This is a genomic window from Paenibacillus sepulcri, assembly GCF_042647105.1.
GTDB lineage: Bacteria > Bacillota > Bacilli > Paenibacillales > Paenibacillaceae > Paenibacillus_Z > Paenibacillus_Z sepulcri.
In genome coordinates this window covers 5,131,777-5,153,845 of sequence record NZ_JBHRUP010000001.1, presented here as the reverse complement: position 1 = coordinate 5,153,845, position 22,069 = coordinate 5,131,777, and the positions used below count along the sequence as shown (strand labels likewise).

The following is a 22,069-nucleotide window of genomic DNA, read 5'->3' as shown; positions in this document are numbered from 1 at the left end:
ACATTATTGATTGACCAATTACTAACTTGAACTCATCATAACCGATCTTTTTTTAGTTTGCAACTCTTATTTTGAAAATGGCTAACAACCCTCCGCCAGGAGCTAAATTTAACTTCACTATTATTTTCCCGCTGCCCTGCTTTATAAATGTCTTAGTTTCTCTGGATTTGCTACAGCATAGATCGATTGGATTTTATTATGATTGAATGCAAACGAATACACATGTTGAATATCACCATCGAAGAGGATTCGAATCCCCGGTAATCCATTAACGTTAAGGAATGAGTACGTAAATTTGCCTTCGTACATCTTGAGCAGATTGAAATGCAGGTTGATGACTCGATCAAATCCGACTATAGGAACTTGCGCCGCTCTTGCTTTGCCGCCACCGTCTGAATAAAAAACCGCATTTTCACTTACCAGTTCAAGCAATTTATTCGCATTCCCCTGTAAAAGATAATTCACAAAATCCTTGACTTTCTTCTCTGCAATCGGGATCGGCAGATTCTGTTCAGGATCAAAATGAATACTTTTTTTGGCGCGATGGAATATTTGTCGGCAATTCTCACTGCTTTTCCCGACCATTTCAGCAATTTCGTCAAACGGGTAGTGAAAAATCTCACGAAGCAGAAAGACCGCTCTTTCCACAGCATTGAGCTGCTGCAAGAGCAGCAGGTACGCCGTGGATATTGATTCTCGTCGTAAATAAGCATCGGAGGGGTTGGCCTCCGGGACCCCTTGGTCAATCAAAGGCTCCGGGAGCCACGGCCCAACGTACATCTCCCGTTTTTTGGCCGATGAACGCAACAGGTCAAGGCAACGATTCGTTACGATTTTATACAGGAACGCTCTTTCATTATGAATAGTATTGGAATCGGGCAATTGATCATAGCTTAGAAAGGCTTCCTGCACAATGTCTTCTGCGTCCATGACACTTCCCAGCATTCGATAAGCCAAAGAAATAAGAGGAGCTTTGTAGACTTTATACAATGCTTCTGTGCTCATATATTACCAACCATCTTTCTCCTTGCCCTCAAGGGAGAGTATATGTTGTACGGCTCTTTTCGCGCTCGCTGTCGCGGCATCGACCAATAATTCACCATGCGATGCCCATTCTCCTGCCACATATAACCCCTTGATTTCCTGGACGGCGGGGCCGGGGTTTTCCTGGCGTTTCATATGCATAAAATCATGGCAAACCGTGATCTTCGGGAGATATTGTCGGACAATCAATTCGTCCCTCCAGCCCGGCTGAATAAGCTCCAGGGCTTGTTCCAGCTCCTGCAGATCTTTTTCCGGACAGGTCTCCTGCCCTTGATACTTGATCATGGAAATGACCTGCGCACCATCTTCGCTTAGATAGGCCGCACGCGACTGGTTGGAGAGAAAGACCGTTTGATCAATTCCATAAACAAATTGTTGTTTCGGTTTTGGGAGACGCCGCAAAGCTACATCCAGACAAGCAGCCGTGATTTCTATCGCTTGTTCTTTCCAAGTATGAAGAGCGGTTGCTTCAGCATCGGGCACGAGTTGGTGAGTGACCGCCGGCGGAGTGGTGACGATGATATTTTTCGCCTCAATTGGCGTTCCGTCTTCACAATGGACATGCTGCACGGCACCGTCGCAATGACCGATAGAAATGACCTTGTTCCCCGTTAAAAGCTGCACGCCATGCTCCGATGCTTTTTTTTCTAATTCGTCAACCGCTGCGCCCCAGCCCCGATCCAGATAGAGCACGCCTTGAAGGGTATTTTGAAGCTGTTTGATGACTGGACCTGCGGCTTGTAAATCAGGCGCCACCACATAACTTGCCGTACGCGTCAGAGCGTAGAATAAATTCCGTACCATGGGATCCTGTAAATTTCCTTCAATCCATTCACGGAGGCTGATTTGATCATATCGATGGGCATCCAGTTTTCCTAATTTCGTGAGCCAGGAGGCAAGCTCCATTTTACCCTTCCAGGACAAAAGAGAGGTGGTGAGCAAGGATTTAACACCCATAGGTAAAGTAAGCAATTTCCCTTTCCAAATCGCGTAGCCATCGATCGAAGGCTTATTTCCCTGCAAACTCAGTCCCAATTTACGGAACGTTGCAAGAGCATCCCCATGATATAAGGCATGACCACCTAAATTAAAATAGGCTCCTTTTTTCTTATTGGAAATGGCCCGGCCGCCCAAGCGATTCTGTTTTTCGATGACTGCCGTTTTCTTTCCTGCTTTTGCGGCATAGATTGCCGCTGTCAAACCGGCAACTCCTCCACCTACAACTGCTACATCGTATTGTCGCATCGTGAATCACCCTTTCGGTTTTTTCACCTGTATGACGGGCAATGGAGGCGGAGTGTGACAGAAATAATAAAAAATTTATGCCCCGGGATATGCTTTCTTTCCGTATTTTCATTCCATTGTGAGGCGATTCCTGCTCAAAGTTTCAATAAAAAAGGGTTATTCTTCAACCCGTTGGTGCAACCGGTTAAAAGGATAACCCCTGATGTTAATATAGTCTCAGGAATTTACACCATACTCTTCTTTCAAAATAGAATAATTAGCGCTGTCGGCAAATACGCCATTCGCCACATGGTTTCTCCGAAGAGTCCCCTCATAAGTCATCCCTAAACGGATCATTACTTTTCCGGAAGCGGGATTATTAACGTCATGCATCGCAAATACCCGCTCCAGACCCAGCACATCGAAGGCTAATGCCAATATTAATTGGCCCGCTTCTGTCATATAGCCTTTGCCCCAATGTTGCCTGCTTAACGTAAAACCCAATTCGCCGCTTTGGTTGGCTTCATGGACTCTGAACTCAATCGTTCCGATCATTTTATCGCTATCTTTTAACACGATTGCATATTTTCCAAGCGCTTCTTTCACAAAATAGTTCGCTATCACCTGTTTCGTTTTGTTCAAATCCTGATGCTGCGCATAAATGAAGCGTGTCGTTTCTTCATCGGATGTATATTCGAACATATCTTCAGCATCCTTAAGCGAAACCGGACGCAACAGAATGCGCTCGCTTTCCATCCGGCTATGTGTAACTAATAACAGTGTTGCATTTTCCATATAAGCTCTCCAATCTGACCTTCTCATGTTCTATTAGTTTCATTATACCAGATGCCGGATGCGCCCCCTGTCCCTTTTATTATCTGTAAAATTTGATAGCGAAGTGCCGACAAAATAGAATTCTGTCCGTCCAGCAGCCTGCTTATGATGAATATAACCTCACAAGAGAGCAGCAGCGCGGATATCAAGACATCAGTTCTACGAAATGCAATGAACCTCACTCCAGTCAGGTGGTGACCCGGAAAAAGGCAAATACAAACGAACCTGCTCCACTATTTATCAAGCCGGGATTTCGAATTGATACCCGTGGCAGACATGAGCATCTGGGGGAAAGAGTATTTTGCAAGCGCTTTCTCGCTTAATAGCCTGGCCGTATAGCTGATGAAGACAATATCTTCGGTTCTCATGGTACCAAAAATCATAAGAGGAACCTCTGAATCAGGAGCTTCTCTTGGCAAACAAGGAGAATGAACTATGGATAAACGAATAATCTCGTTTCTTGTCGCCCTTTTGATGCTCTTCGGGTCGATAGGAACGGTCGCTGCGGCATCAAACTTCGCGCCGGATCCGGCCGGTCCGATGCCATCGGAGCAGTTGAACGCCCAGTTTACCGCCCAGAATGTAACCGTGGATGGCGTACGGGATCAAGCGTACAACACGGCTGAACCGTCACGGATCGGGCACGGGAAGAACGCGGCGGCAAGCGCCGACGTGGTCACCGCTACATACGGCGAGCTTCGCTCCGTTTGGGACGGGCCGGTGCTGTACCTGCTAGTCGAGGTGCACGACGCAACGAAGTCGCGCAGCGCTTCAACGGATACGGGACTGCAGCAAAACAACGCCAACAACCCTGCGCTTCGCGACAGCGTAGTGTTCGGCCTGGACTTCTGGAATGACAAGGTTGATAAATTCCAGGATGACGATGGTTTATTCACCATCAGCTCCAACGGCAATCTGACCTACCAGCTCAACGCGGGCGTCAACAATCACTCCTCTGTCCACGCGTATCCGCAGAACCGCGAGTATTCGAATCGGATTAAGAGCTATGCCGCTTCCGAAACGGCTGACGGCTACATTGTCGAGCTGGCGCTGCAGATTGAAGGAGCGGCGCTTCAGAATGGAACTTCATTCGGTGTTGAAGTCGCGATAAGCGATTCGCCCGCCGAAGGCGTAAGCCGTGCCGGCTACGTATTCTGGAGCCATAACAACAATGCTTATGCGGCACTGAGCCAGGACCATTCGGTTGACTGGGGAACCGTTACGCTTGCCGGCTGGAACGGCACGGCGCCCTTCAAATTCAGCGACTGGCAGCTGAGAGACACCATCCGTTGGGTGGAATCCAATTCGCTGGTCAAGGGCGTATGGACCCCCGAGACGGAAAATGAATTGTATGCGGCGCTGGCGGCTGCAAAAGGAATTGTCGGTTCCAGCAATCAATCGATGGTCAATTCCGTGGCCAAGCGGCTGCAGAACGCTATAGCCGCGCTGCGTTGGGCCGACAAGAAATATCCGGATCCGATGGATCTGCCTGCCCAATTCACGCTGCCCGACCCTTGGACCTTCTTTGACGGACACAAGGTCACAAGTACCGGCGACTGGTTCGGCGATGGCGGCCGCCGCGAGGAGATCCTGGACATGGCCCAGTTCTACGAGTACGGTTATATGCCCGCTCCGCCGGATAAGATGTCGATTACCAATGTTGCGGCGGTACCGGCCGGACAGGGCCGTCCCGCGGGGCTTGGCATTACCGTTTCCATCACGTATGGAACGATTACGGCACCGATGACCTTTACGCTGTATCCTCCCACGGAGGAAGCAAAGCAAGCCTCCGGCCATGTTGGTCCGGTGCCGGTTGTCTTGAGCTTCGGCGGGTATATCGCCCAGTACGGCGACGCCGGTTTCGCTGTTCTGGCCGTTCCGGCCAACGTCACAACGGATGACCGCAATAACCCTTGGGGACCTCGCAGCGGAACATTCCGCACGTTCTTCCCGTACACCCGCGACGGCGATACGCAGGAGATCAGCAATGAGATGGGCGCTGCCTGGGGCTCCTCCCGCGCCATTGACGCCCTGGAGCTTCTGTCCGCATCGGGCAGCACATACGGCGAGGGTGTCGGCTCGCTGATTGCTCCGGATAAGCTTGCGGTGACAGGCCATTCCATCAACGGCAAGTATGCCTTTGTTTCCGCTCTGTTTGACGAGCGCATTGACGTATGCATTCCAAGCGCAGCCGGCGCAACAGGCCCGTCCCCTTACCGCTATGTCTACATCGGGCATGAGTACAGCTGGGGCAAAGCAAGCGGCACCGAGATGATGGGCGATTCCATCCGTCACAACCCGGGCCGTACCACCGAGCTTTTCCGCCGCTTCCTTACGCCTGGCCGCTTCTATGAGCGCCTGGACGGCGCCTGGGGCTACGGCGAGCGCCTGCCCTTCGACCAGCATGAGCTGGTAGCCACTTTGGCGCCGAGAGCCATCGTGCTTCATAACACGATTAACGACTACGGCGATGGCGCGGAAAGCGATCCGTTGGGTCTGGAGACCGCCAAGTTCGTATATAACACGCTGGGCTATGATGCCGACGATCTGGTGAAGTTCAACATCCGGCCGCTCGCTCCCGGTGACGGACATTCCGAAGACGCCCCTCAGAGACAGAGAACAGCAGAGTATCTGAATCACTATTTCTATGACAAGGAAATGCCAGCGGAAACCGCTGAATACCTGAGCGACGATCCGTTCGATAATGAAGGCAAAAGAGCGGAGAACGCATACAACCGTTATTTCGGGGGTTATGAAACGATCGCGCCGTGGAAGGATTATGCATTCCCGATCACGCCGTCCGTGACGACGAGCGGGCTTCCGGGTGGAACGACAGGCACGGCATACAGCCAGACCCTGGCGGCAGCAGGCGACACGCCTATCGCATGGTCGCTGGTCAGCGGCGCCCTGCCGGACGGGCTTTCTCTTGACGCCGCCACCGGCAGTATCTCCGGCACACCCACCGCAGCGGGAACGTTCAGCTTCATCGTCAAGGCGCAAAATGCCGGCGGCAGCGCGACACAACCGCTGAGCATCGTCATCTCTGCACCGGAGTCACAGCCGCCGTTCTACTGGCCGTCAACACCGGTTACAGAAGTGCCATCCATCAGCGAGAGCGATGGGAATATCACGGTCAAAGGTAATAGCGCGGAGCTTACGATTCCCAAGCTTAACCTGGAGGCTGCCGCCGACAGCGAAGCTCCAAAGTCCATCACCGTCGAAATGGCCGCCGGTACCGTTACTTTCCCGGAGGAGGCAGTCGCTGAAATAGCCAAGCAGGCCGGAGGCCAAGACGTGAAGCTGAGCATGTCTGTGACGAAGCCGGATGAGAAAGGCGATGTAACCGTCTCGCTGACGCTGAAGAACTCTGACGGCAAGCAGATTACCCCGTTCGCCGCCAGTCCCGTCACGGTAAGCGTTCCGTATACACTGGCCGACGGCCGCCATCCAGACGCTGTAATTGCCAAGAACAAAGGAGACAACGCTGTCCTTCGCGGTCACTATGACCCGGACACGAAGAAGATGATCTTTACGACAAAGCACTTCTCCGATTTCCTTGTCACCTACAACCTCGTCGAATTCAGCGATGTTCCGAAAACAAGCAAGCTGTATGATTCCGTCGTATTCCTTGCCGCACGCGGCATCACGCAGGGAGTGGGCGGCAGCAGGTTTGATCTTGACTCGACGCTGACCCGCAAGGAAATGCTGGTATCCCTGATGCGTATCATGGACATAGCGCCAGACAAGACATGGACGGATAATTTCAAGGACGCGGGTAAAGACTATGCTGCCGGATACCTCGCAGCAGCCAAGCGTCTTGGCATTTCCAAGGGCAATAATGCTGCAGGTACCACCTTCGGGGGCAATTTGAACGTGAATGTATCGGAATTCTATCAATTCCTGTACAATGCGCTGCAAAATGATCTGCCCGCCAAGGATCCGAAGGCACCGGCTCTGACGAGCTATTCGGATTACGCCGACATCCCTGCCTGGGCGATGGACGCGACCAAAGTTTTTGCAGGAGCCGGCGCCGCGCTGCATGAGAACCAAATCACGCCGAGAGCGCTCCTCAGCCGCAGCGGCATGGCGGAGCTGTTCTACAAGTTCCTGAAAAAATAAAACGAAATTTCACCATGCCGATGAGCTGCCGCAATCCGCTCCAACACAAAAACACGCCTTGATCGGCGTGTTTTTGTGTTGGATTAGAATCTGGTTTTGAATATTTTCAGGTGATGGATGCTTTATAAATGGACGCGATCGATTGGGACAGCAACGCGTTGAATTCTTCGTCCGTTTGCTGGGCTGTCAGCCCCTCCGACAAGGCACGCGAGAAGCTGGCGATCAGGCCGTGATTATGCGTCAATTTCTCATTGGCCTCAACTTGATCGTATCCGCCCGACAAAGCTACAACCCTTGCAACCTGGGGATGTTCGATCAGATCGCTGTAGAAGTTATCCTCCGTCGGTATGGAGAGCTTCAGCATCACTTTTACGTCCTTATCGAGAGCCGACAATTGCTTGAGGATCTCGTCTTTCAGGATTTGCTCCGATTTCTGCTTGTCCGCACTGTGAATATCGACCTCAGGTTCGATAATGGGCACCAGCCCCATCGCCAAAATTTGTTTGCCGATCTCGAACTGCTGCTCCACAACCTGTCTGATGCCTTCCGGACTGGCTTCCTTAATGACCGAGCGCATTTTGGTCCCGAAAATATGCTTATCGTTCGCACGCTTCAGGAGATTGTTCAAATCCGGTATCGGCTTCATGAGCTGCACGCCGTTTGCAGGTTCGGCCAGCCCTTTGTCGACCTTCAGAAAAGGGACGATGCCTTTCTTCTGCCACAGATAATCCGCGGTAAATTGGCCGTCAATCTCACGGTCCATCGTGTTTTCAAACAGAATCGCACCCAAAATGCGTTCCGAATCAAATGCCGGACTCTTAATGATCCGCGTTCTCATCTCGTGGACCACGGCATACATGGCTTCTTCGCCGGAATAGCTGTCTTCCTTGATGCCATACTGCAGCAGTGCCTTCGGGGTGCTCCCGCCGCTTTGGTCCAGTGCAGCGATAAATCCTTTTCCAGTGGAAATACGATTCAATTGTTCCAGATTCATTGTTGTCGCTCCCTCCAATTCATGGATTCATACAAACGTGCTTGATGCATAAAGCAGTTGAAGTTCTTTATATTGTACAATAATTGCGAAGCCTAAGCACGGCAAAACAGACAAAGCTACAAAATCTTGATAAATTCCGCATGCCGGTTAAATGTGACAATCTGTGCCGGAGGTATTTTATACGTTCTTATATTTAAACCAAAAACCGCGTCCGATGGACGCGGTTGAATTGTTATGTCGCGGAACCTTGGGACCCGAGTAGCGGCCCCTGTTAAATAATTGCATAAGATCAATCTTTATTGCTTGACCGGAGATCTGTTAATTCTCGTCTGCGCTGGGACCGTAAATGGCAGGGAGCGGGACCTCAAGCATCCGGAGATAAACCGTTAGTTGTCCCCTATGGTGGTACCAATGATTGAACATTAATGTACGCGCCATTTCGACTCGGGGCATCTCCAGGACCGGGTTGCCTTCACGGGTGAGCTTCCATGTCTCCATAAGTCCTGCTTCTCCCCATGTGAGAAGCTTGTTTTCAGCGATTATCACATATTCATCAAATACCGAGAGGATCTCGTTCAGCGATGCTGCCTCAGGAAATGATGCAAATGTCGGAACTTCGCGTACCTGTTCATTCAAAAATTCGGCCACGCCTCCGGGCAAGCCCGCGATATGCAAAGCCAACTGACCCAATGACATCGACCTTTCATGAGGCTTCCAGGAAAGCTTGTCTGACGGCACACGTTCCAGCAATCTCCTGGTTGATTCGGCCTCCTGCTTCAACTCAGCAATCAATCCATCGTTTTGTTTCATTAGAACTCCTCCTCTGTATGCTTGCTACACATACAGTACCATGAAACAAAACAACACATTTCTTCTTGATTGCTAATATCGCAGCCATCCAATGACCGGAGTATCCATTTCTACATAGGATTCACTTATTCCAGCCGTTTATATTCAAAAACGAAATCCAGAATTTCATTTGCCGGTTTGCTGCCAGCCGCAAATTGAATGTACAGAGCCTTGGTCGCTTCCGCTTCCGTCCAATTGTTCGATTCCATCAGAGTAAGAACGGCCTCGCCTATTCTTTTGTGAAAAGAATTCTGCATCTCATACGCGGCTGTGAGCTCTTCCTCACTTAGATGGATGGCTTTGAAGTCATAACCGCGTTCGGTGGTCGCTTCGGATAGCGCTTGACGCAGGCCCGGCACATCAAGATCGACGCAATAGGCAGGCGTTCCGGGTTGTTGGCGCCATGACTCGTCCAACCCGCCAGCATCGACCGCATCAAACCCTGCCTCTTCCACCAGTTTGAATACGACTGCCTTAGCAGCATGATCATCGCCGGCTACGGGCATTGCCAGACGTCCCGGGGTACCCGCCGGCAGCCCTTTAGCCAGATTGTACCACGGAGTCGCATTGAATGCTTTAATGACCGGGTGTTTGATTTGCTGTTCCACCCAGCGGCTTTCAGTTAGGCCCCTTTCAATTGGCTCAATCAAGCCATCGCGCAATAAGGGATAATAATTGCCGGTATCGATCACGACAGCGCCTGAAGCGGCCTCATCGAGAAATCCTGCTGGCAGACTGGGAATGCTTTTCGGCGGAATTGATATAATAACAGCTTCAGCGCCTTGTGCAACCTCCATAATCGCAGCCGGCTTTGCCCCTGTCTCCTTGGCTATTTCCTGAAGGACTTGAGCGTTACTGGCGTTAGTGATTGAGACCTCATGTCCCAGCCTGGTAAAAACTCTGGCGAGGCTGCTTCCAATATATCCTGCTCCGATAATGGCAATCTTCATTTTGCACATCCTTCTTTCCGTATGATTTGGTGTATCTGTCACAGTTATTCGTAAAATGTGACTGCAGTCAGTATACTCCGGTCACTTTTGTTTTGTCAAACGCTTCTCCCTCCGATTCTTTGACTTGGTTGAAACACATGCATTATAGTTGTAGTTGGAAAATAGACAAACTGGCTTTATGACCTCAACGCTTCTAAGGAGGGATTGAATGAAGGCAACAGAGACGAGTCGACAGCTTAAGGGGAAAGAAACACAGAAAAGGATTTTTGCTGTGGCTAAGGAGCTTATCATAACTAAAGGGTATAATAATGTTACGGTTGACGAAATATGCGAGAAATGCAGCCTTTCAAAAGGCGCGTTTTATATTCATTACAAGTCAAAAGAGGACATCGTCAGAAAATTGTACCGTGACGATATTACGGAATATATGAACGAGAATTTCAGGAAGTTTACGCTTGAACATAAGGATGCCAGTCCAATAGACAAGCTAAAAACGTTTATGATGTGTACCTTGCGCTTTCCGTCAGTCGTAGGGGAAGAGCTTACCAAGCTTTCTTTTATTGTCAATCTGTCGCCAAAATCACCGGAGCAATCCTCATTTTTTGCGGATTGTTTAGAGCCGGAGCTGCTTATGGGAATTATTGATGAAGGCGTATCCGGCTCGGTGTTCAGGAACGATTTATCCACAGAAGAGATCGTGAATTATGTATACTCTTATTTAACGGGAGCCTTGATCACCTGGTGCTTATCAAACTTCGCATATGATATTGCCACGACGGGGGAGAAATCAGTGGGGGTCTTCATAAAAGGACTTCAATGACGAACGCGCTTTACGTATGGCAAAAAGAAACCGTTCTTTCGCAGATGGTTGGGTGGTGCCTCCATTTGACGAAAGAACGGTTTCTTTTTGTTTTTATAAAATAAAGAACGAGGAACTGTCCTTTCATTCTCACGGCGAAGATTGTTATTCCTTAAATATAATTTCCTTTTGGTCCCTGGCGTTATATAAATTCCAAAAAACATCCGCAATGCGATCCGGATCGTAAAAGGTTCCTCTTTTAACATGATCGGCTATCAAAACCTGCCCTACATAAATTCCGTGCGGCGACAGCGTATCAGCCAGCGACAGCGCGAGCGAACGAGTCGCAGCTTTGCCTAAGGATAAAGAAGCGTAATCCGGATTCGGATCAAGCGCTATTGCGCCTCCCGTGAAAAAGAGAGTCCCTTGCTTACGCTCGATCATTTCCGGAATCACCTGTTGAGCGCTCGTTAATGCACCTACCGTGTTCACTTTAAAGTCATTGATCAGCTGCTGTTCGGTTAACGAAAGAGGGTCCCCCGGCACAATATTGGCTGCATTATAGACAAGGACGTCAGTCGCTCCATATTCGGACTTGATTTGTTCAAATGCCTGTTTCAAGGAATCCGGATCGGAAGCATCCGCGGAGATGCCATAAGACTCAATATTTTGTTCATGAAGTTCCTGTAGATTGGGTTCCAGCGATTGTTGAGTTCTTGAGACAAGAACCACCCGAAATCCATTGCCGCCAAATTTTTTCCCTATACCGAGGCTTACTCCAGGGCCCGCACCAACTATCACAAGCAATGGTTTGCTGTTCATCATCCCATCTCCTTCTTACGATTAGTGATGAAACATAAAATATATAGTATATAATTATTTGAAAGTATATTAAATCACACGGGAATAGTCAACATTTACTGTAGAAAACGACAGCTTCGCCTCTTATTGCTTCATTCAGCAAGTTCATCTGATGCAAGGTGAAACGGCTGTCTCCGTCCTTATGGCGGGGCGCGTTTCATTCCGGAGAAATATAGAGAAAGTATGGCGAAATGATATACTTTCCTATATTTCAAAAAATGTCCCCGAAACCTTATTGGTTCCGAGGACATTTTTTTATAGAGCCTGGGGGAGGGACCCGGCAAGGCGGAAGCCGAGATCATCAATGCGAAATGTGGGGTGACTGCGGCGGCGGCACGTCGCTCCACAGCCCCTGGCCTCTTCCGCCCAGCTGCCGCCGCGGAACACTCTGTACGAACCGTATACTTTCACATCGTATAGATCCCAGCACCACTCCCAAACATTTCCCAACATATCATGGAGGCCCCACGCATTCGGCAGCTTTTTACCTGTCTCATGCGCCATGCCCGTGGAGTTTTCACGATACCAGGCTATCTCGTCAAGCTCGCCGTACCGGTAACCGGTTGTTCCCGCTTTACACGCATACTGCCATTCCGCTTCCGTAGGAAGACGGTAACCATCCGCCTCCCAGCTGCAGACGACACTCTCACCATCATCACTTATCGAGTAACATTCCTTCAGACCCGACTGCCGGGAAAGCAAATTACAAAAGAGAATGGCATCGTTCCAAGAAACATCCACAACCGGAACTAGAGAATCGTCATTACGTCCAACTGACTTTTGCACGATCGACTCATATAACGCTTTCGTAACAGGAACCGGTGCAAGCCAAAAAGAATTCACCTGGGCCGTCCATACCGCCTTTATTCGATCGTCCCTTAATTCAATTTCACCTGCAGGAATTAGCACCATTGGATACTCAGTATCACGACGCCGCGCGTTTGACACCTGTCTTCCTCCTGTCCCATCTGCTACCTCAACTTGCTTAACTTTTCAATCGCTTGCTGCTCGGTCGGCAGGAAAAAGAAATCGTTGCCGTTGTTGCATTCATAGATGAAATCCTTAAGGCTTTGACTTGAATACACGGAAAAATCTCCAATAATGGCAAACTTCACCCGATAATTGATGAACTTCTGAAGTATTTCACCTGCAAGGCGTGTTTTCAAATCGAAAAAGCTTTCGTTTAGCAGGGATTTGTTTATAACGATACGATCAGTGCCTGCTTCATATTGTACGGTTGCCATTAAATCCAATGCTGACTGTACATCCTCTATTACGATCTCGCTGCTGCTCACGACGGCAATCGTTCCCGCATCTGTTTCTACCCTCGTTATATTCATAAACATCCTCCTGATAAAGAAATATACTCAAACATTGGTGAGCCTTCTCACATAATCGTCGCCGATGGCTCGATTATCTTCGCCATTGACGGGCGGAATGTCCGCTACTCGAAAGAAGCTTAGACCTACTGCCATCGCCAGCAGCCCATATGCAGCGTTTTGGGAATTTTCCACAGACATGTGTCCCGTCCTGTTGCCGTAATCAAAAATCTTTGCTATGCCATCGAAATCAGCCCGATAGCTCTTGGATGCGACTTCCTGCAAATTGCGATCCAACACGGCTTTTGAGAAAAATTGCAGAAAGAGCCTTCCTTGATCTTCATACGGGATAAACATCTTGTCAATTCCATCAAGCCGCGAAACATTAATCTTCTTCTCCTTGTCATCACGGTATGGCGGCAGTATATGTTTCAGCGTAACGTCAATCATTTCCCCGGCTGTCATGGTGTTTTCAATTTCTGATTCTATCTTCAGCCCATAATAGGCCAAGAACGATTGGAAGGCTTCGATCGTCAGATTATCCTTATTCTTAAAATAATAAGTGACAACACCCTTCGAGCAATCCGCATACTCGGCAACCTTATCCAGAGTCATGCCATCGATTCCGTAAATGCTAATGCAGGTTAACGTAGCGTTTATGACATCTGCTCGGCGCTTTGGTTCCATTCCTAGTTTGGGCATGATTTCACCTTATCCAATTTATTTATACTGAATGGTCAGAATAAATAAATTGTACATATTGATTGACCCTGTTGTCAATGAGGAGTCGGGTGTGTTGAAGTTTGGGGGCAAGTAACAACTGATGCAGATATACGCGTGGACATACGAAGGTTCACCTTCAGGTGAAGCACAGCAAGAATAGTAACCACAGTTTCAGCCTGGGTTGCCTCCTCTTTCGGCCCATAAACCATTTATGCATAGCCGTTCAAGTCATTTGCATAATCAAGAGGCCACTCCCTCTCGGAGCAGCCTCTCATTCACTTCTGGTGTATCTGACACCTCTCATCTTGGGAGAATGTCGCTAAGCCTTCCTACTGAAACAGGATTTTCTTATTGGTTATCAGCCTGATCATGAGGTACTGCGACGGTTACAGTTACAACCGTTTTGTTACCTGCTTTATCGGTTGCCGTATACGTGATCGAATAGTTGCGCGATTTTTCAGCGCGCAAATAGAAGGAAACGGCGGCCGTGCCGAATTCGGCCTCTATGTCGCTTTGACAGCTATCGGGTTGATCACAGGAGACTGACGTTAACGCCACAGACTCAACGCCCGATCCGGCATCATCGGAACTCAGCTCAGCATGGACCTTCACCATTTTATGATTCGGCGGCCAAATCGATGTCTTATCCGGCAGGACGGATAACGCCGGCGCCGTCTTGTCGACGTTCACCGTAACCGTATGCGGCTCTTCCGCATTGCCTGCAAAGTCCACGCTCCAATACACTAATGTATGCGTTCCATCGGCGGTCAACGTCACCTCGTTCCCGGTTTGACGCTCGTCTCCGTTTACGGAATAATAGGTAGCCTCTACGCCGGAATCGGCATCGTCGGCATGGAAGGTTACTTTCACATCCTCATTAATCCAGCTTTGCGGCGCATTATCCGTTGTCACCGGCGGCGTCAAGTCTGCCGCTTTCACTTCCCCGTGCAATCTTAACTCCGCCATGTTGCCGAACCACGAATTCGAATTGAAAATCCGGATATAACGGTACGGTACCTGGCTGCTCGTGGTGATGCTTTGCCAATCCGCCGAAGCTACCGCTTCCTGGGAAATTGTCTTCCACGCCACAAGATTATTGGAGCCTTGAACAACGGCGCCTTTAATTCTGGCGTAATTATTGTCTTGTCTTGCAAGCAGTTCTACGCTCGATAATGCGGCTGCATGGCCTTCCTTGAAGTCGAACGTAATGTAGCCCCCAGCCCCGCCGCCATTTAAGCGGAAATCGGAATTCGTTGTAGGATTGTTATCGAATAGATAATTGGTCTGTTTTAATGTTTCAGCAGCGGTCCTTCCCGAAGTCGAATCAAGAAGATCGGCGATGCCGGTCACGTTGCGAATCAAAGCCGACTCGTCGGTCAAATACAGCTTGGAATTGTCGGTCGTGGAATACGCCTGTTCTCCCCTCGTTCCATCATTCTCCTCGTAGTCGATGACGAATTTCACCATGCCGGTTTGGTCCTTATCGTTCAGGACTGCCTCGGCCGTCCAATTGACGTTGTCCTGCGTGCTGACCGTCGCCTCCTGACCTTGAATGCTGACTTTTACGTTACGAATCGCTTCTTTGAATTTGATCGATAGTTTGGCCGTATCGCCTAACACGATTCTGCCGTTCACGCTCTGGTCCGAGCTAATCGAAACCGACGCCAGCTTGTTATTCGTCTCGTACCGCTTGCCATAGATTCTAAACTCGGCGAGCTCTAACAAATTCTGAATGCTGCCGCGAAGCACATCGGGCTGCGGATCGACCAAATGAATTTTAAGATACCGGAACCTGGCATCTTTATAGGTATCGGCCACGTCAAGCGTTGCAAGTCCGTCGGTAAACGCCGTTTGTCCCGGCGTGATCCGTGTCCAATTCTCTCCGTCGTTGGACCCGAATACCGTCGAACCCGCCATCCGGTCTACGAAATTCATTCTGCCTTCAAAAGCAAACGAATCGGCCGAAACTTTATAATCGAGTCCGAAATCCAAGATGTGATACAGATTCGGATACGGTGCCAGCGAGTAGACCGGGAAAGTGTTGTCGTTGCCATCCACGAGGAGAGAGATTGCATCGCCAAATGTGGACGTAACGATTTTGCTATAATCTATACTTCCGTCATCCGGTAATACAGGCGTCAACAGTTGAAGGCTTTCGGCCGCGTTCCTCAGGCTTAACAATTGTTGATAGAAAGCCTCATCGGTCGCGTTCGCAAGCTGGCTCATCGTCGCGTCATACACGGCTTGGTAATGATTCAGCGACGCGGTTACGTAGCTTGCATCCGGATCATAAATCGCCGTTGCCGCTTCAATGGCAGAAGCACGGTCGTCGGAAACAATGATGGTGACATTCTTGGCTGCAAGCGTCGTGCCGTCGGAAGCTTCGGCAATGAAGGAATACGTCCCGGCCTGCGCCGGCTGCCAGGACAATATGCCGGTACCCGTATGAAACGAAGCATCCTGCGGCTTATTCGACAACCCATAAGAGATGACCCCATCTTGACCAGCATCATCGGCGGAAAAATCCAGGTTCACAGGCGCGCCGACAAAAGCAAATAAAGTCATATCCGAATTTCCGGCTTTAAAAGCCGGAGGCGTCAGTTGCTCGCCTGCCCTGACGTTTAGGTGGTCAATGTCTACCGTTGTGCCTGCTCCTCTCACGTTCATATACAGGAGGCTGTAATCGCCGTCAAGCTGACCATAGGAAACATGGCTGATCCCCATGTCATAGGTCATGTATTTCCATTGGCCCTTTGTATCCGGCAGCGTTAGCGTATGATATGGCGCCGAATCGCTTTCTTTACTTAACTCTAATACAGCCGTTCCGTCCGTTCGAAACTTTATTCCGATAAGCCGGGAATTTGCGCGATTGGCATACGAAATATTCTGCAGGGCGTATTTGCTTCCCTCTTCCGTTGCCTTTGTCCGCACATAAGCGGCATCTCCCTCTTGGATGGTAACCGTATTGTCGTCAAACGCCGTATACCGGTCTTCTGCTTCTACCAGCGCATCGCTTGTCTGTTCTTTGGGAAGATACTTCGCTCCCTCGGACTCCGCCTCCTTCGGCATATAGATCCAGAAGTCTCCGCCTCCGTCCGGACTTTCCCATGCTTGCCTGAACGATCCTTGATAATAATAATTGGATGGAATTCGCTTGGTAAATGCTTCATAGAAGTAAGGGGCTTTCTCCGCGACATTGACCCCTTTCACATAGGTGTAGTAGTAATACATATCCCAAAATAAAGCCGTATTCATTCTTCCTCTGTACGAATCCGAGAACTTCGAGTAGATGCCTTTCACCGTTCCGTCCGGAAAGATGGAGAATGGTACCGGAACCCAATGCGTGTCATAACCGAGCATGTACTTCCAGAAGAAGTCGGCAGCCGCTAAAACCCGGTCATCCAGAAACTCATAGTACCCGACGGCATTGTCCTGTGCGGATACAGTGCCTTCCACCGGGTCGACTTTGGTCCCCTGCGCCAAAAACATACGTGAGAGAATGGCCGCATTCGTCAAGTCGCCGGCCCCATGTGCCTGATCCCGGCCCATCTCCACCTGTTGAACGACCGGCTCGTCCAATTTCTCGCCTGTCTCCGCATTCGTGTCGACTAATCGGAACAATTGCTTAATCGATCCGTTGAAGCCCTGATTGCTAGCCGTCTTATTCACGGTCGCCCATTCGACCGCTTCATTGTATCTTGCTCTGTTATCGGTAAAGATGTAACCCGCCATTGCTCCGAGCAGCGGATAGTTATGCTGGTTCATAAATTGATTATTATCGTGCTGAAAGGTTTCGATGACCGGATTAATCAGATTATTCGTAAAGTCGGCCGTATCCTTCTCGGTCCACTTCAGTTCATCCGATTGGGAGCTGGAATATCTTAAAATTTCCGCCGCCGTGACCATCCGGTTGAGAGGAATGCCCGTATGAATATGCGAATCAGTAAAATACTTGTATTTCGCGGGGTCCATCTGGGACCAGATACGGATAATGCCCATGGCATTCGCCCGATAAACCTCTTCGCCGGTAATATAATACATCAGCGATTGTGTATACGCTTTCAAACCATCTGCAATAAATCTCGAATTAAAGCCTTGGCTGTCAAAAGCAGTGATGTCCGGTTTAGTCGGATCCACGGCGCTTTGATTGCTGGATGTAACCGTCTTCGAGGCGGTCGCGGATACGGTCATGGCCTGGTAGTAGGAATACCAAGGCTCCTTTTGCTCCAGTACCTGCGTTCTCATGTTTTCCAGTATCGATTTGGTTACCCCAACGCCTGGATGGGTAAAACCGTTGGTAACAGTTTCATTAATTTCAACGATATAACCGGTTCCGGCCCCTTCCTCTGTCCCCGATTCTGCAGCCGAAACCGCAACGACCGGCGCAAACATCGCAACCATACTCACGGTTACAATTACAGCGGACAGGCGCTTCCATAAACCTCTGAAATGAATTGCTGTAATACGTTTCATCAGTTACCTCCTAATCAAAATAGATTCACTTAACATTTTAGGAAGAATCGTCCTTCCTGCTTTAAATTGTAGATGATCCTCCGGCCAAATGGTATGAGGGTTTTTATAGCGATTCCTGCTGTTTTTTTAGCGATTCCTGCTGCTTTCATTAGATTTATGCTAAAGGAGAAGTTGGATTTCGAATGGAGGCGAAATAAGAAAAACAGGCATCCCGCCGTAATGGGTTGCCTGTTTCTTAGCCAATACTACTGCTTCGCCTGTAGCCTCGATCGCTATGAAGCAAAGGGCTGCTTCCAGGATATAACGGATTGGATTCCCTGTACCCTCATCAGACGGTATACGCGCTTATGGTTAATCGTTTTTCCCGTTTGGCTGCGCGTATGCAGCGTCAATTGACGATAGCCAAAGATACGCTCCACTTTCTCATAAATATAATTTGTTTTTTTGCTTTCATTCTATTCTTTTTAGTGATTCAATCATATTGATTTTGGTTACTTTTCTTCGAAGCAATAAGTTAGAGAGGATGGTAAGCAAGTATGCAAGCATAATCGACACAAGCAATATAGAAATACTTAATTTATCCGGGATTTGCTGATGGGAACTCGACAGTGCCTTTACCACCATTCCATACATATAGCCGCTTATCGGTAATCCTGCAATTACTGCAAATGTGGTTAGAATGATGTTTTCCAAGAATATAAGTCTATTTATTTTGTTTTTCTGATAGCCTAATACCTTAAGTGTTGCAAGCTCTCGAATTCTTTCATAAATGTTTATGGAAGATATCGTATAGATAGCGCCAAAGGAAAGCACGACCGCACAAATGATAAACATGATAAAGATAAAACTATTTTGCTTCAGTATATATTGAGCCGATTCCTTCAAATCATTCTTGTCTGCGATTGTATCGAAGAAATTACGAACACTTGTAAGCTCTGTAGCGCTGCTGGTCTCCACTAAAAGCGAGGTTGGATTGTACTTGATGCCAAAGCTCTCCAGATACGCTGGCGTGCAATAAAACGACGGATTCGAATACTGTGTAGATATGCGCAAAACCTTCAACTCTACAATCTTATTTTTAAACTCGGGCTATGCGAACTGGATGTTGATGATATCCCCTTCTACTATGTGATATTTGTCGGCGTAAGATTTGGGTACCAGTACACCGCTATTTTCTAAAGAAATCTTTTTGTCATTTTCGTCAAAAAAATGAATGATCTTGTTATCTTTTTCAGAAATGACTAAATTTGTATTTTCTTGTTTATCATCTTTCATGAATGCAACAGGAAAGGTGGATAAAAAATAACTATTCGTTATGCCGGAGGGCAGGTTTAACGTATTCATAGAGGTTCCCGTCTTATAATCCACTCTCAAATCATAGGAATAAACTTCTTCAACTTGGTTAGCCACTCTAAGCAATGCTGTTTGAGTACCAAAAGCGGTAATCAATAATACCGTACTCACTACAACACCAACCGAGCTCGCTAACGCTTTTGGTTTATTTAAAAATATATTTCTCAAAATGAGCTTGTAGCTGTAGGAAATATGGCTCCAGATGCCCGGAATTCTTTCGATTAACAGCTTCTTCATCTTCTTAGGCGGTTTGGGACGCATCGCCTGGGCTGCACGTTCCTGCAGGATGGCTCTGCCACTCAAGTAACAGGACAGGATTCCAAGCGCACTGGAGAAAAGGATAGGTGGGATCACAGAAGTTAAGGATAAGGAGAAGATGATATCAGGCAGCGAGTAGGCTTTGGCATTCGACGCCCTCACTAATGGAATAAATACGCTAGCGGCAAGGACAGAACCTAGAATGGAGCCTATGATCCCTACCAGCACTGGGTAACCCATGTAATGAAGCATGATGTTTCTGTTTTTTACACCTAACGCCTTCATGATGCCTACTTGATTTCTTTGAGAATCAATGATCCGCGACATGGTAAGGAAGAGAATAATCGCTTCGATCATAAAGAGAACCAACGGGATAACCCTGCTCATCAATTTATTATTATGAATTGTTTGTTGTAGTTGAGAATAACTGAACGTCCGCTCTTTATTGATTTGGTTTACATAGGAGAGTTTTCAGATTGTGCTTCAATGGTTTGGCCTAATTGGTCAATATCGTAACCTTCCCCGGCATCAATCAAGATTTCATTATAGTAAAGGCCGCCTGCGATTTGAGGTATGGCCGCTTCAGTCATATAAGCTACACCGAAGGTTTTATGGTCCTGGATCTCGTTTTTTTTGGCATATTCCACATTCTCACCCAAGCCGCTTATGGTGAACGTCACATTTTTCTCATTCACACTTGTCTGAATTTGATCACCGACCTGGTATTGATGCTCCTTCGCATAATGGGAATCCAGCAGGATTTCATCCTTTTGTGACGGAATCCTGCCCTCAATCAGCGCAGGTGTATTGATTACATTATTTGCAGGGATCGAATGTATCTTTAAGGAAGATTTCGTATCTTCAAAAGCCTGCGTCGCATCCAGGGTGAACCGCCCTTCGATTTTGCTTATACCTTGAATTTGGCTTAACCCGGCCACGTCCTGCTTGGAAATTTGGCTGTAATAGACATTCAAGTCGCTTAAATTATGCTCTTTAAAGTAAACCTTTGTATAAGCGCCAAGATTATCGCTTAACGTGACCAGCCCCGTATAGAAAAAAGCGCCTACTGCGATAACCAGCACAAAGGCGATAAATTGCCCGACCGATTGTTTGATATCCCTTAACAATTTTAAAAATAACTTCATCATTACCACTCGATCCCTTCGACATTCTGTTTGTCGTGATTCACCGCAACACTTTCGATCATTCCGCTCTTCACCTTGATAATTTTATCCGCCATAGGAGCAATCGCGGAGTTATGCGTGACCAGGACAACGCATTTCCTCGTCTCCTTGTTCAGATCTTGAAGAAGCTTTAAGACGGACTTCCCTGTCACATAATCCAAAGCTCCGGTTGGTTCATCACAAAGTAGAAGCAAAGGATTTTTGGCAACAGCTCTAGCTATGGCCACTCTTTGTTGTTCTCCTCCAGAGAGCTGGGAAGGGAAGTTTTTGATACGATCCTGTAATCCAACCTTATGTAGAATATCTTTAGCATCCAGATGGTTTTTACATACTTCAGTGGCAAATTCAACGTTTTCCAGAGCGTTTAAATTGGGAATCAAGTTATAGAATTGAAATACAAAGCCAACTTTCTCACCGCGATATTCGGTTAATTTTTTTTCATTGAACCTTGTGATTTCTTGATCACCAACAAACACATGGCCTGCAGTAGCCGTATCCATACCGCCAAGGATATTCAAAATTGTACTTTTGCCGGCACCACTAGCACCCAAAACAACGACGAACTCTCCCTCTGATATGGAGAAATCAACACCAGCAAGAGCTTTGATTGGCACTTCTCCTATTTTGTATTCCTTCGTTACTTTTTTGAATTCGATTAACGTTTTCATTTTCACATCTCCTCTTATTGCATTTTTTGAAGCTTGGTTTGACGCGCATCCTTATTACTCCAGATTTGAATGAAATTAGAACATTATTCGAGTTGATTTTACGAAGGCAAGTGAAGAGAAACATCCATCTACAGTCTCCACTTCAACTAGACCAAAGTCGGGTCCAAACACAACAGCACTCCCTGTGCACGAGACACTCCTTGGGGTTCTCATCCCCCTGGGCAATCCAGCAATAAACAGAAAACCACGTCCGAATTTGGACGTGGTTGAAATTGTTTATTTAGTGGGGCCTGGGCGTATCGATTCTTGATTTAATGGCTGACGAAGCTTAGTCTATGGGGATTTTTAGCGGCAGATTCAGACGCCGTGCTCCTGCACTCTTGATGTAACTTCTTCGAAGCTTAATCATCCGTTCCC

Annotated in this window: 15 protein-coding genes and 1 pseudogene; 2 read left to right on the top strand and 14 right to left on the bottom strand. The window is 48.1% G+C overall.

Annotated elements, in window-relative coordinates; translation table 11 throughout:
• Positions 1-141: 141 nt before the first annotated feature.
• The 3 genes from sigJ to ACFOLF_RS22735 all read right to left on the bottom strand — a co-directional run bounded on the left by sigJ (position 142) and on the right by ACFOLF_RS22735 (position 3,063).
• Positions 142-1,005, bottom strand: coding sequence for an RNA polymerase sigma factor SigJ (sigJ, locus tag ACFOLF_RS22745; protein WP_210038695.1), 864 nt, complete (start codon positions 1,003-1,005; stop codon positions 142-144).
• Positions 1,006-1,008: 3 nt separating this feature from the next.
• Positions 1,009-2,244, bottom strand: coding sequence for a phytoene desaturase family protein (locus ACFOLF_RS22740; RefSeq protein WP_379113502.1), 1,236 nt, complete (start codon positions 2,242-2,244; stop codon positions 1,009-1,011).
• A 261-nt stretch (positions 2,245-2,505) separates the two neighbouring features.
• Positions 2,506-3,063, bottom strand: a complete 558-nt coding sequence (locus ACFOLF_RS22735) for a GNAT family N-acetyltransferase (protein WP_210038693.1) — start codon at positions 3,061-3,063, stop codon at positions 2,506-2,508.
• 474 nt (positions 3,064-3,537) lie between these two features.
• Between ACFOLF_RS22735 and ACFOLF_RS22730 the strand changes: the two genes are divergently transcribed.
• On the top strand, positions 3,538-7,221 hold the full coding sequence (locus ACFOLF_RS22730) for a glucuronyl esterase domain-containing protein (RefSeq protein ID WP_210038692.1): 3,684 nt from the start codon (positions 3,538-3,540) through the stop codon (positions 7,219-7,221).
• Positions 7,222-7,327: 106 nt separating this feature from the next.
• On the opposite strand, the gene ACFOLF_RS22725 is transcribed toward ACFOLF_RS22730, so the two are convergent.
• The 3 genes from ACFOLF_RS22725 to ACFOLF_RS22715 form a co-directional block, all read right to left on the bottom strand.
• Positions 7,328-8,215: a fructose bisphosphate aldolase gene (locus tag ACFOLF_RS22725; RefSeq protein WP_210038691.1), complete on the bottom strand. Its 888-nt coding sequence runs from the start codon at positions 8,213-8,215 to the stop codon at positions 7,328-7,330.
• A 318-nt stretch (positions 8,216-8,533) separates the two neighbouring features.
• Positions 8,534-9,025 carry a DinB family protein gene (locus ACFOLF_RS22720; RefSeq protein ID WP_210038690.1) on the bottom strand — a complete coding sequence of 164 codons (492 nt, stop codon included), beginning with the start codon at positions 9,023-9,025 and terminating at the stop codon, positions 8,534-8,536.
• Between the two features lie 125 nt (positions 9,026-9,150).
• Positions 9,151-10,056, bottom strand: a complete 906-nt coding sequence (locus ACFOLF_RS22715) for an NADPH-dependent F420 reductase (protein ID WP_379113500.1) — start codon at positions 10,054-10,056, stop codon at positions 9,151-9,153.
• Between the two features lie 166 nt (positions 10,057-10,222).
• Between ACFOLF_RS22715 and ACFOLF_RS22710 the strand changes: the two genes are divergently transcribed.
• Positions 10,223-10,834, top strand: a complete 612-nt coding sequence (locus tag ACFOLF_RS22710; protein WP_210038688.1) for a TetR/AcrR family transcriptional regulator — start codon at positions 10,223-10,225, stop codon at positions 10,832-10,834.
• Between the two features lie 144 nt (positions 10,835-10,978).
• On the opposite strand, the gene ACFOLF_RS22705 is transcribed toward ACFOLF_RS22710, so the two are convergent.
• From ACFOLF_RS22705 to ACFOLF_RS22670, 8 genes and pseudogenes are all read right to left on the bottom strand, one after another.
• Positions 10,979-11,638 (bottom strand): SDR family NAD(P)-dependent oxidoreductase, encoded by a 660-nt coding sequence (locus ACFOLF_RS22705; RefSeq protein WP_379113498.1) that lies wholly within the window; start codon positions 11,636-11,638, stop codon positions 10,979-10,981.
• Positions 11,639-11,929: 291 nt separating this feature from the next.
• On the bottom strand, positions 11,930-12,586 hold the full coding sequence (locus ACFOLF_RS22700) for a formylglycine-generating enzyme family protein (RefSeq protein ID WP_210038928.1): 657 nt from the start codon (positions 12,584-12,586) through the stop codon (positions 11,930-11,932).
• A 59-nt stretch (positions 12,587-12,645) separates the two neighbouring features.
• Positions 12,646-13,014: a DUF4180 domain-containing protein gene (locus ACFOLF_RS22695; RefSeq protein WP_210038687.1), complete on the bottom strand. Its 369-nt coding sequence runs from the start codon at positions 13,012-13,014 to the stop codon at positions 12,646-12,648.
• A 27-nt stretch (positions 13,015-13,041) separates the two neighbouring features.
• Complete coding sequence (locus ACFOLF_RS22690; protein WP_210038686.1) at positions 13,042-13,695, bottom strand: TetR/AcrR family transcriptional regulator; 654 nt, start codon at positions 13,693-13,695, stop codon at positions 13,042-13,044.
• A gap of 369 nt (positions 13,696-14,064) precedes the next feature.
• Complete coding sequence (locus ACFOLF_RS22685; RefSeq protein WP_210038685.1) at positions 14,065-18,189, bottom strand: discoidin domain-containing protein; 4,125 nt, start codon at positions 18,187-18,189, stop codon at positions 14,065-14,067.
• 272 nt (positions 18,190-18,461) lie between these two features.
• Positions 18,462-18,608: an IS3 family transposase gene (locus ACFOLF_RS22680; RefSeq protein ID WP_210038684.1), complete on the bottom strand. Its 147-nt coding sequence runs from the start codon at positions 18,606-18,608 to the stop codon at positions 18,462-18,464.
• A gap of 31 nt (positions 18,609-18,639) precedes the next feature.
• Positions 18,640-20,945, bottom strand: a pseudogene (locus ACFOLF_RS22675) (ABC transporter permease).
• A gap of 2 nt (positions 20,946-20,947) precedes the next feature.
• A complete protein-coding gene (locus ACFOLF_RS22670) occupies positions 20,948-21,652 on the bottom strand; it encodes an ABC transporter ATP-binding protein (RefSeq protein ID WP_210038683.1) in 705 nt (234 codons plus the stop codon).
• Positions 21,653-22,069: the final 417 nt, after the last annotated feature.

What these genes read in the sequence shown, in the direction of transcription:
- ACFOLF_RS22720 (WP_210038690.1), bottom strand. Translation starts at nt 9,025, where the DNA reads ATGAAACAAAACGATGGATTGATTGCTGAGTTGAAGCAGGAGGCCGAA.
- ACFOLF_RS22695 (WP_210038687.1), bottom strand. Translation starts at nt 13,014, where the DNA reads ATGAATATAACGAGGGTAGAAACAGATGCGGGAACGATTGCCGTCGTG.
- ACFOLF_RS22690 (WP_210038686.1), bottom strand. Translation starts at nt 13,695, where the DNA reads ATGCCCAAACTAGGAATGGAACCAAAGCGCCGAGCAGATGTCATAAAC.
- ACFOLF_RS22710 (WP_210038688.1), top strand. Translation starts at nt 10,223, where the DNA reads ATGAAGGCAACAGAGACGAGTCGACAGCTTAAGGGGAAAGAAACACAG.
- ACFOLF_RS22685 (WP_210038685.1), bottom strand. Translation starts at nt 18,189, where the DNA reads ATGAAACGTATTACAGCAATTCATTTCAGAGGTTTATGGAAGCGCCTG.
- ACFOLF_RS22730 (WP_210038692.1), top strand. Translation starts at nt 3,538, where the DNA reads ATGGATAAACGAATAATCTCGTTTCTTGTCGCCCTTTTGATGCTCTTC.
- ACFOLF_RS22700 (WP_210038928.1), bottom strand. Translation starts at nt 12,586, where the DNA reads ATGGTGCTAATTCCTGCAGGTGAAATTGAATTAAGGGACGATCGAATA.
- ACFOLF_RS22670 (WP_210038683.1), bottom strand. Translation starts at nt 21,652, where the DNA reads ATGAAAACGTTAATCGAATTCAAAAAAGTAACGAAGGAATACAAAATA.
- ACFOLF_RS22725 (WP_210038691.1), bottom strand. Translation starts at nt 8,215, where the DNA reads ATGAATCTGGAACAATTGAATCGTATTTCCACTGGAAAAGGATTTATC.
- sigJ (WP_210038695.1), bottom strand. Translation starts at nt 1,005, where the DNA reads ATGAGCACAGAAGCATTGTATAAAGTCTACAAAGCTCCTCTTATTTCT.
- ACFOLF_RS22705 (WP_379113498.1), bottom strand. Translation starts at nt 11,638, where the DNA reads ATGATGAACAGCAAACCATTGCTTGTGATAGTTGGTGCGGGCCCTGGA.
- ACFOLF_RS22735 (WP_210038693.1), bottom strand. Translation starts at nt 3,063, where the DNA reads ATGGAAAATGCAACACTGTTATTAGTTACACATAGCCGGATGGAAAGC.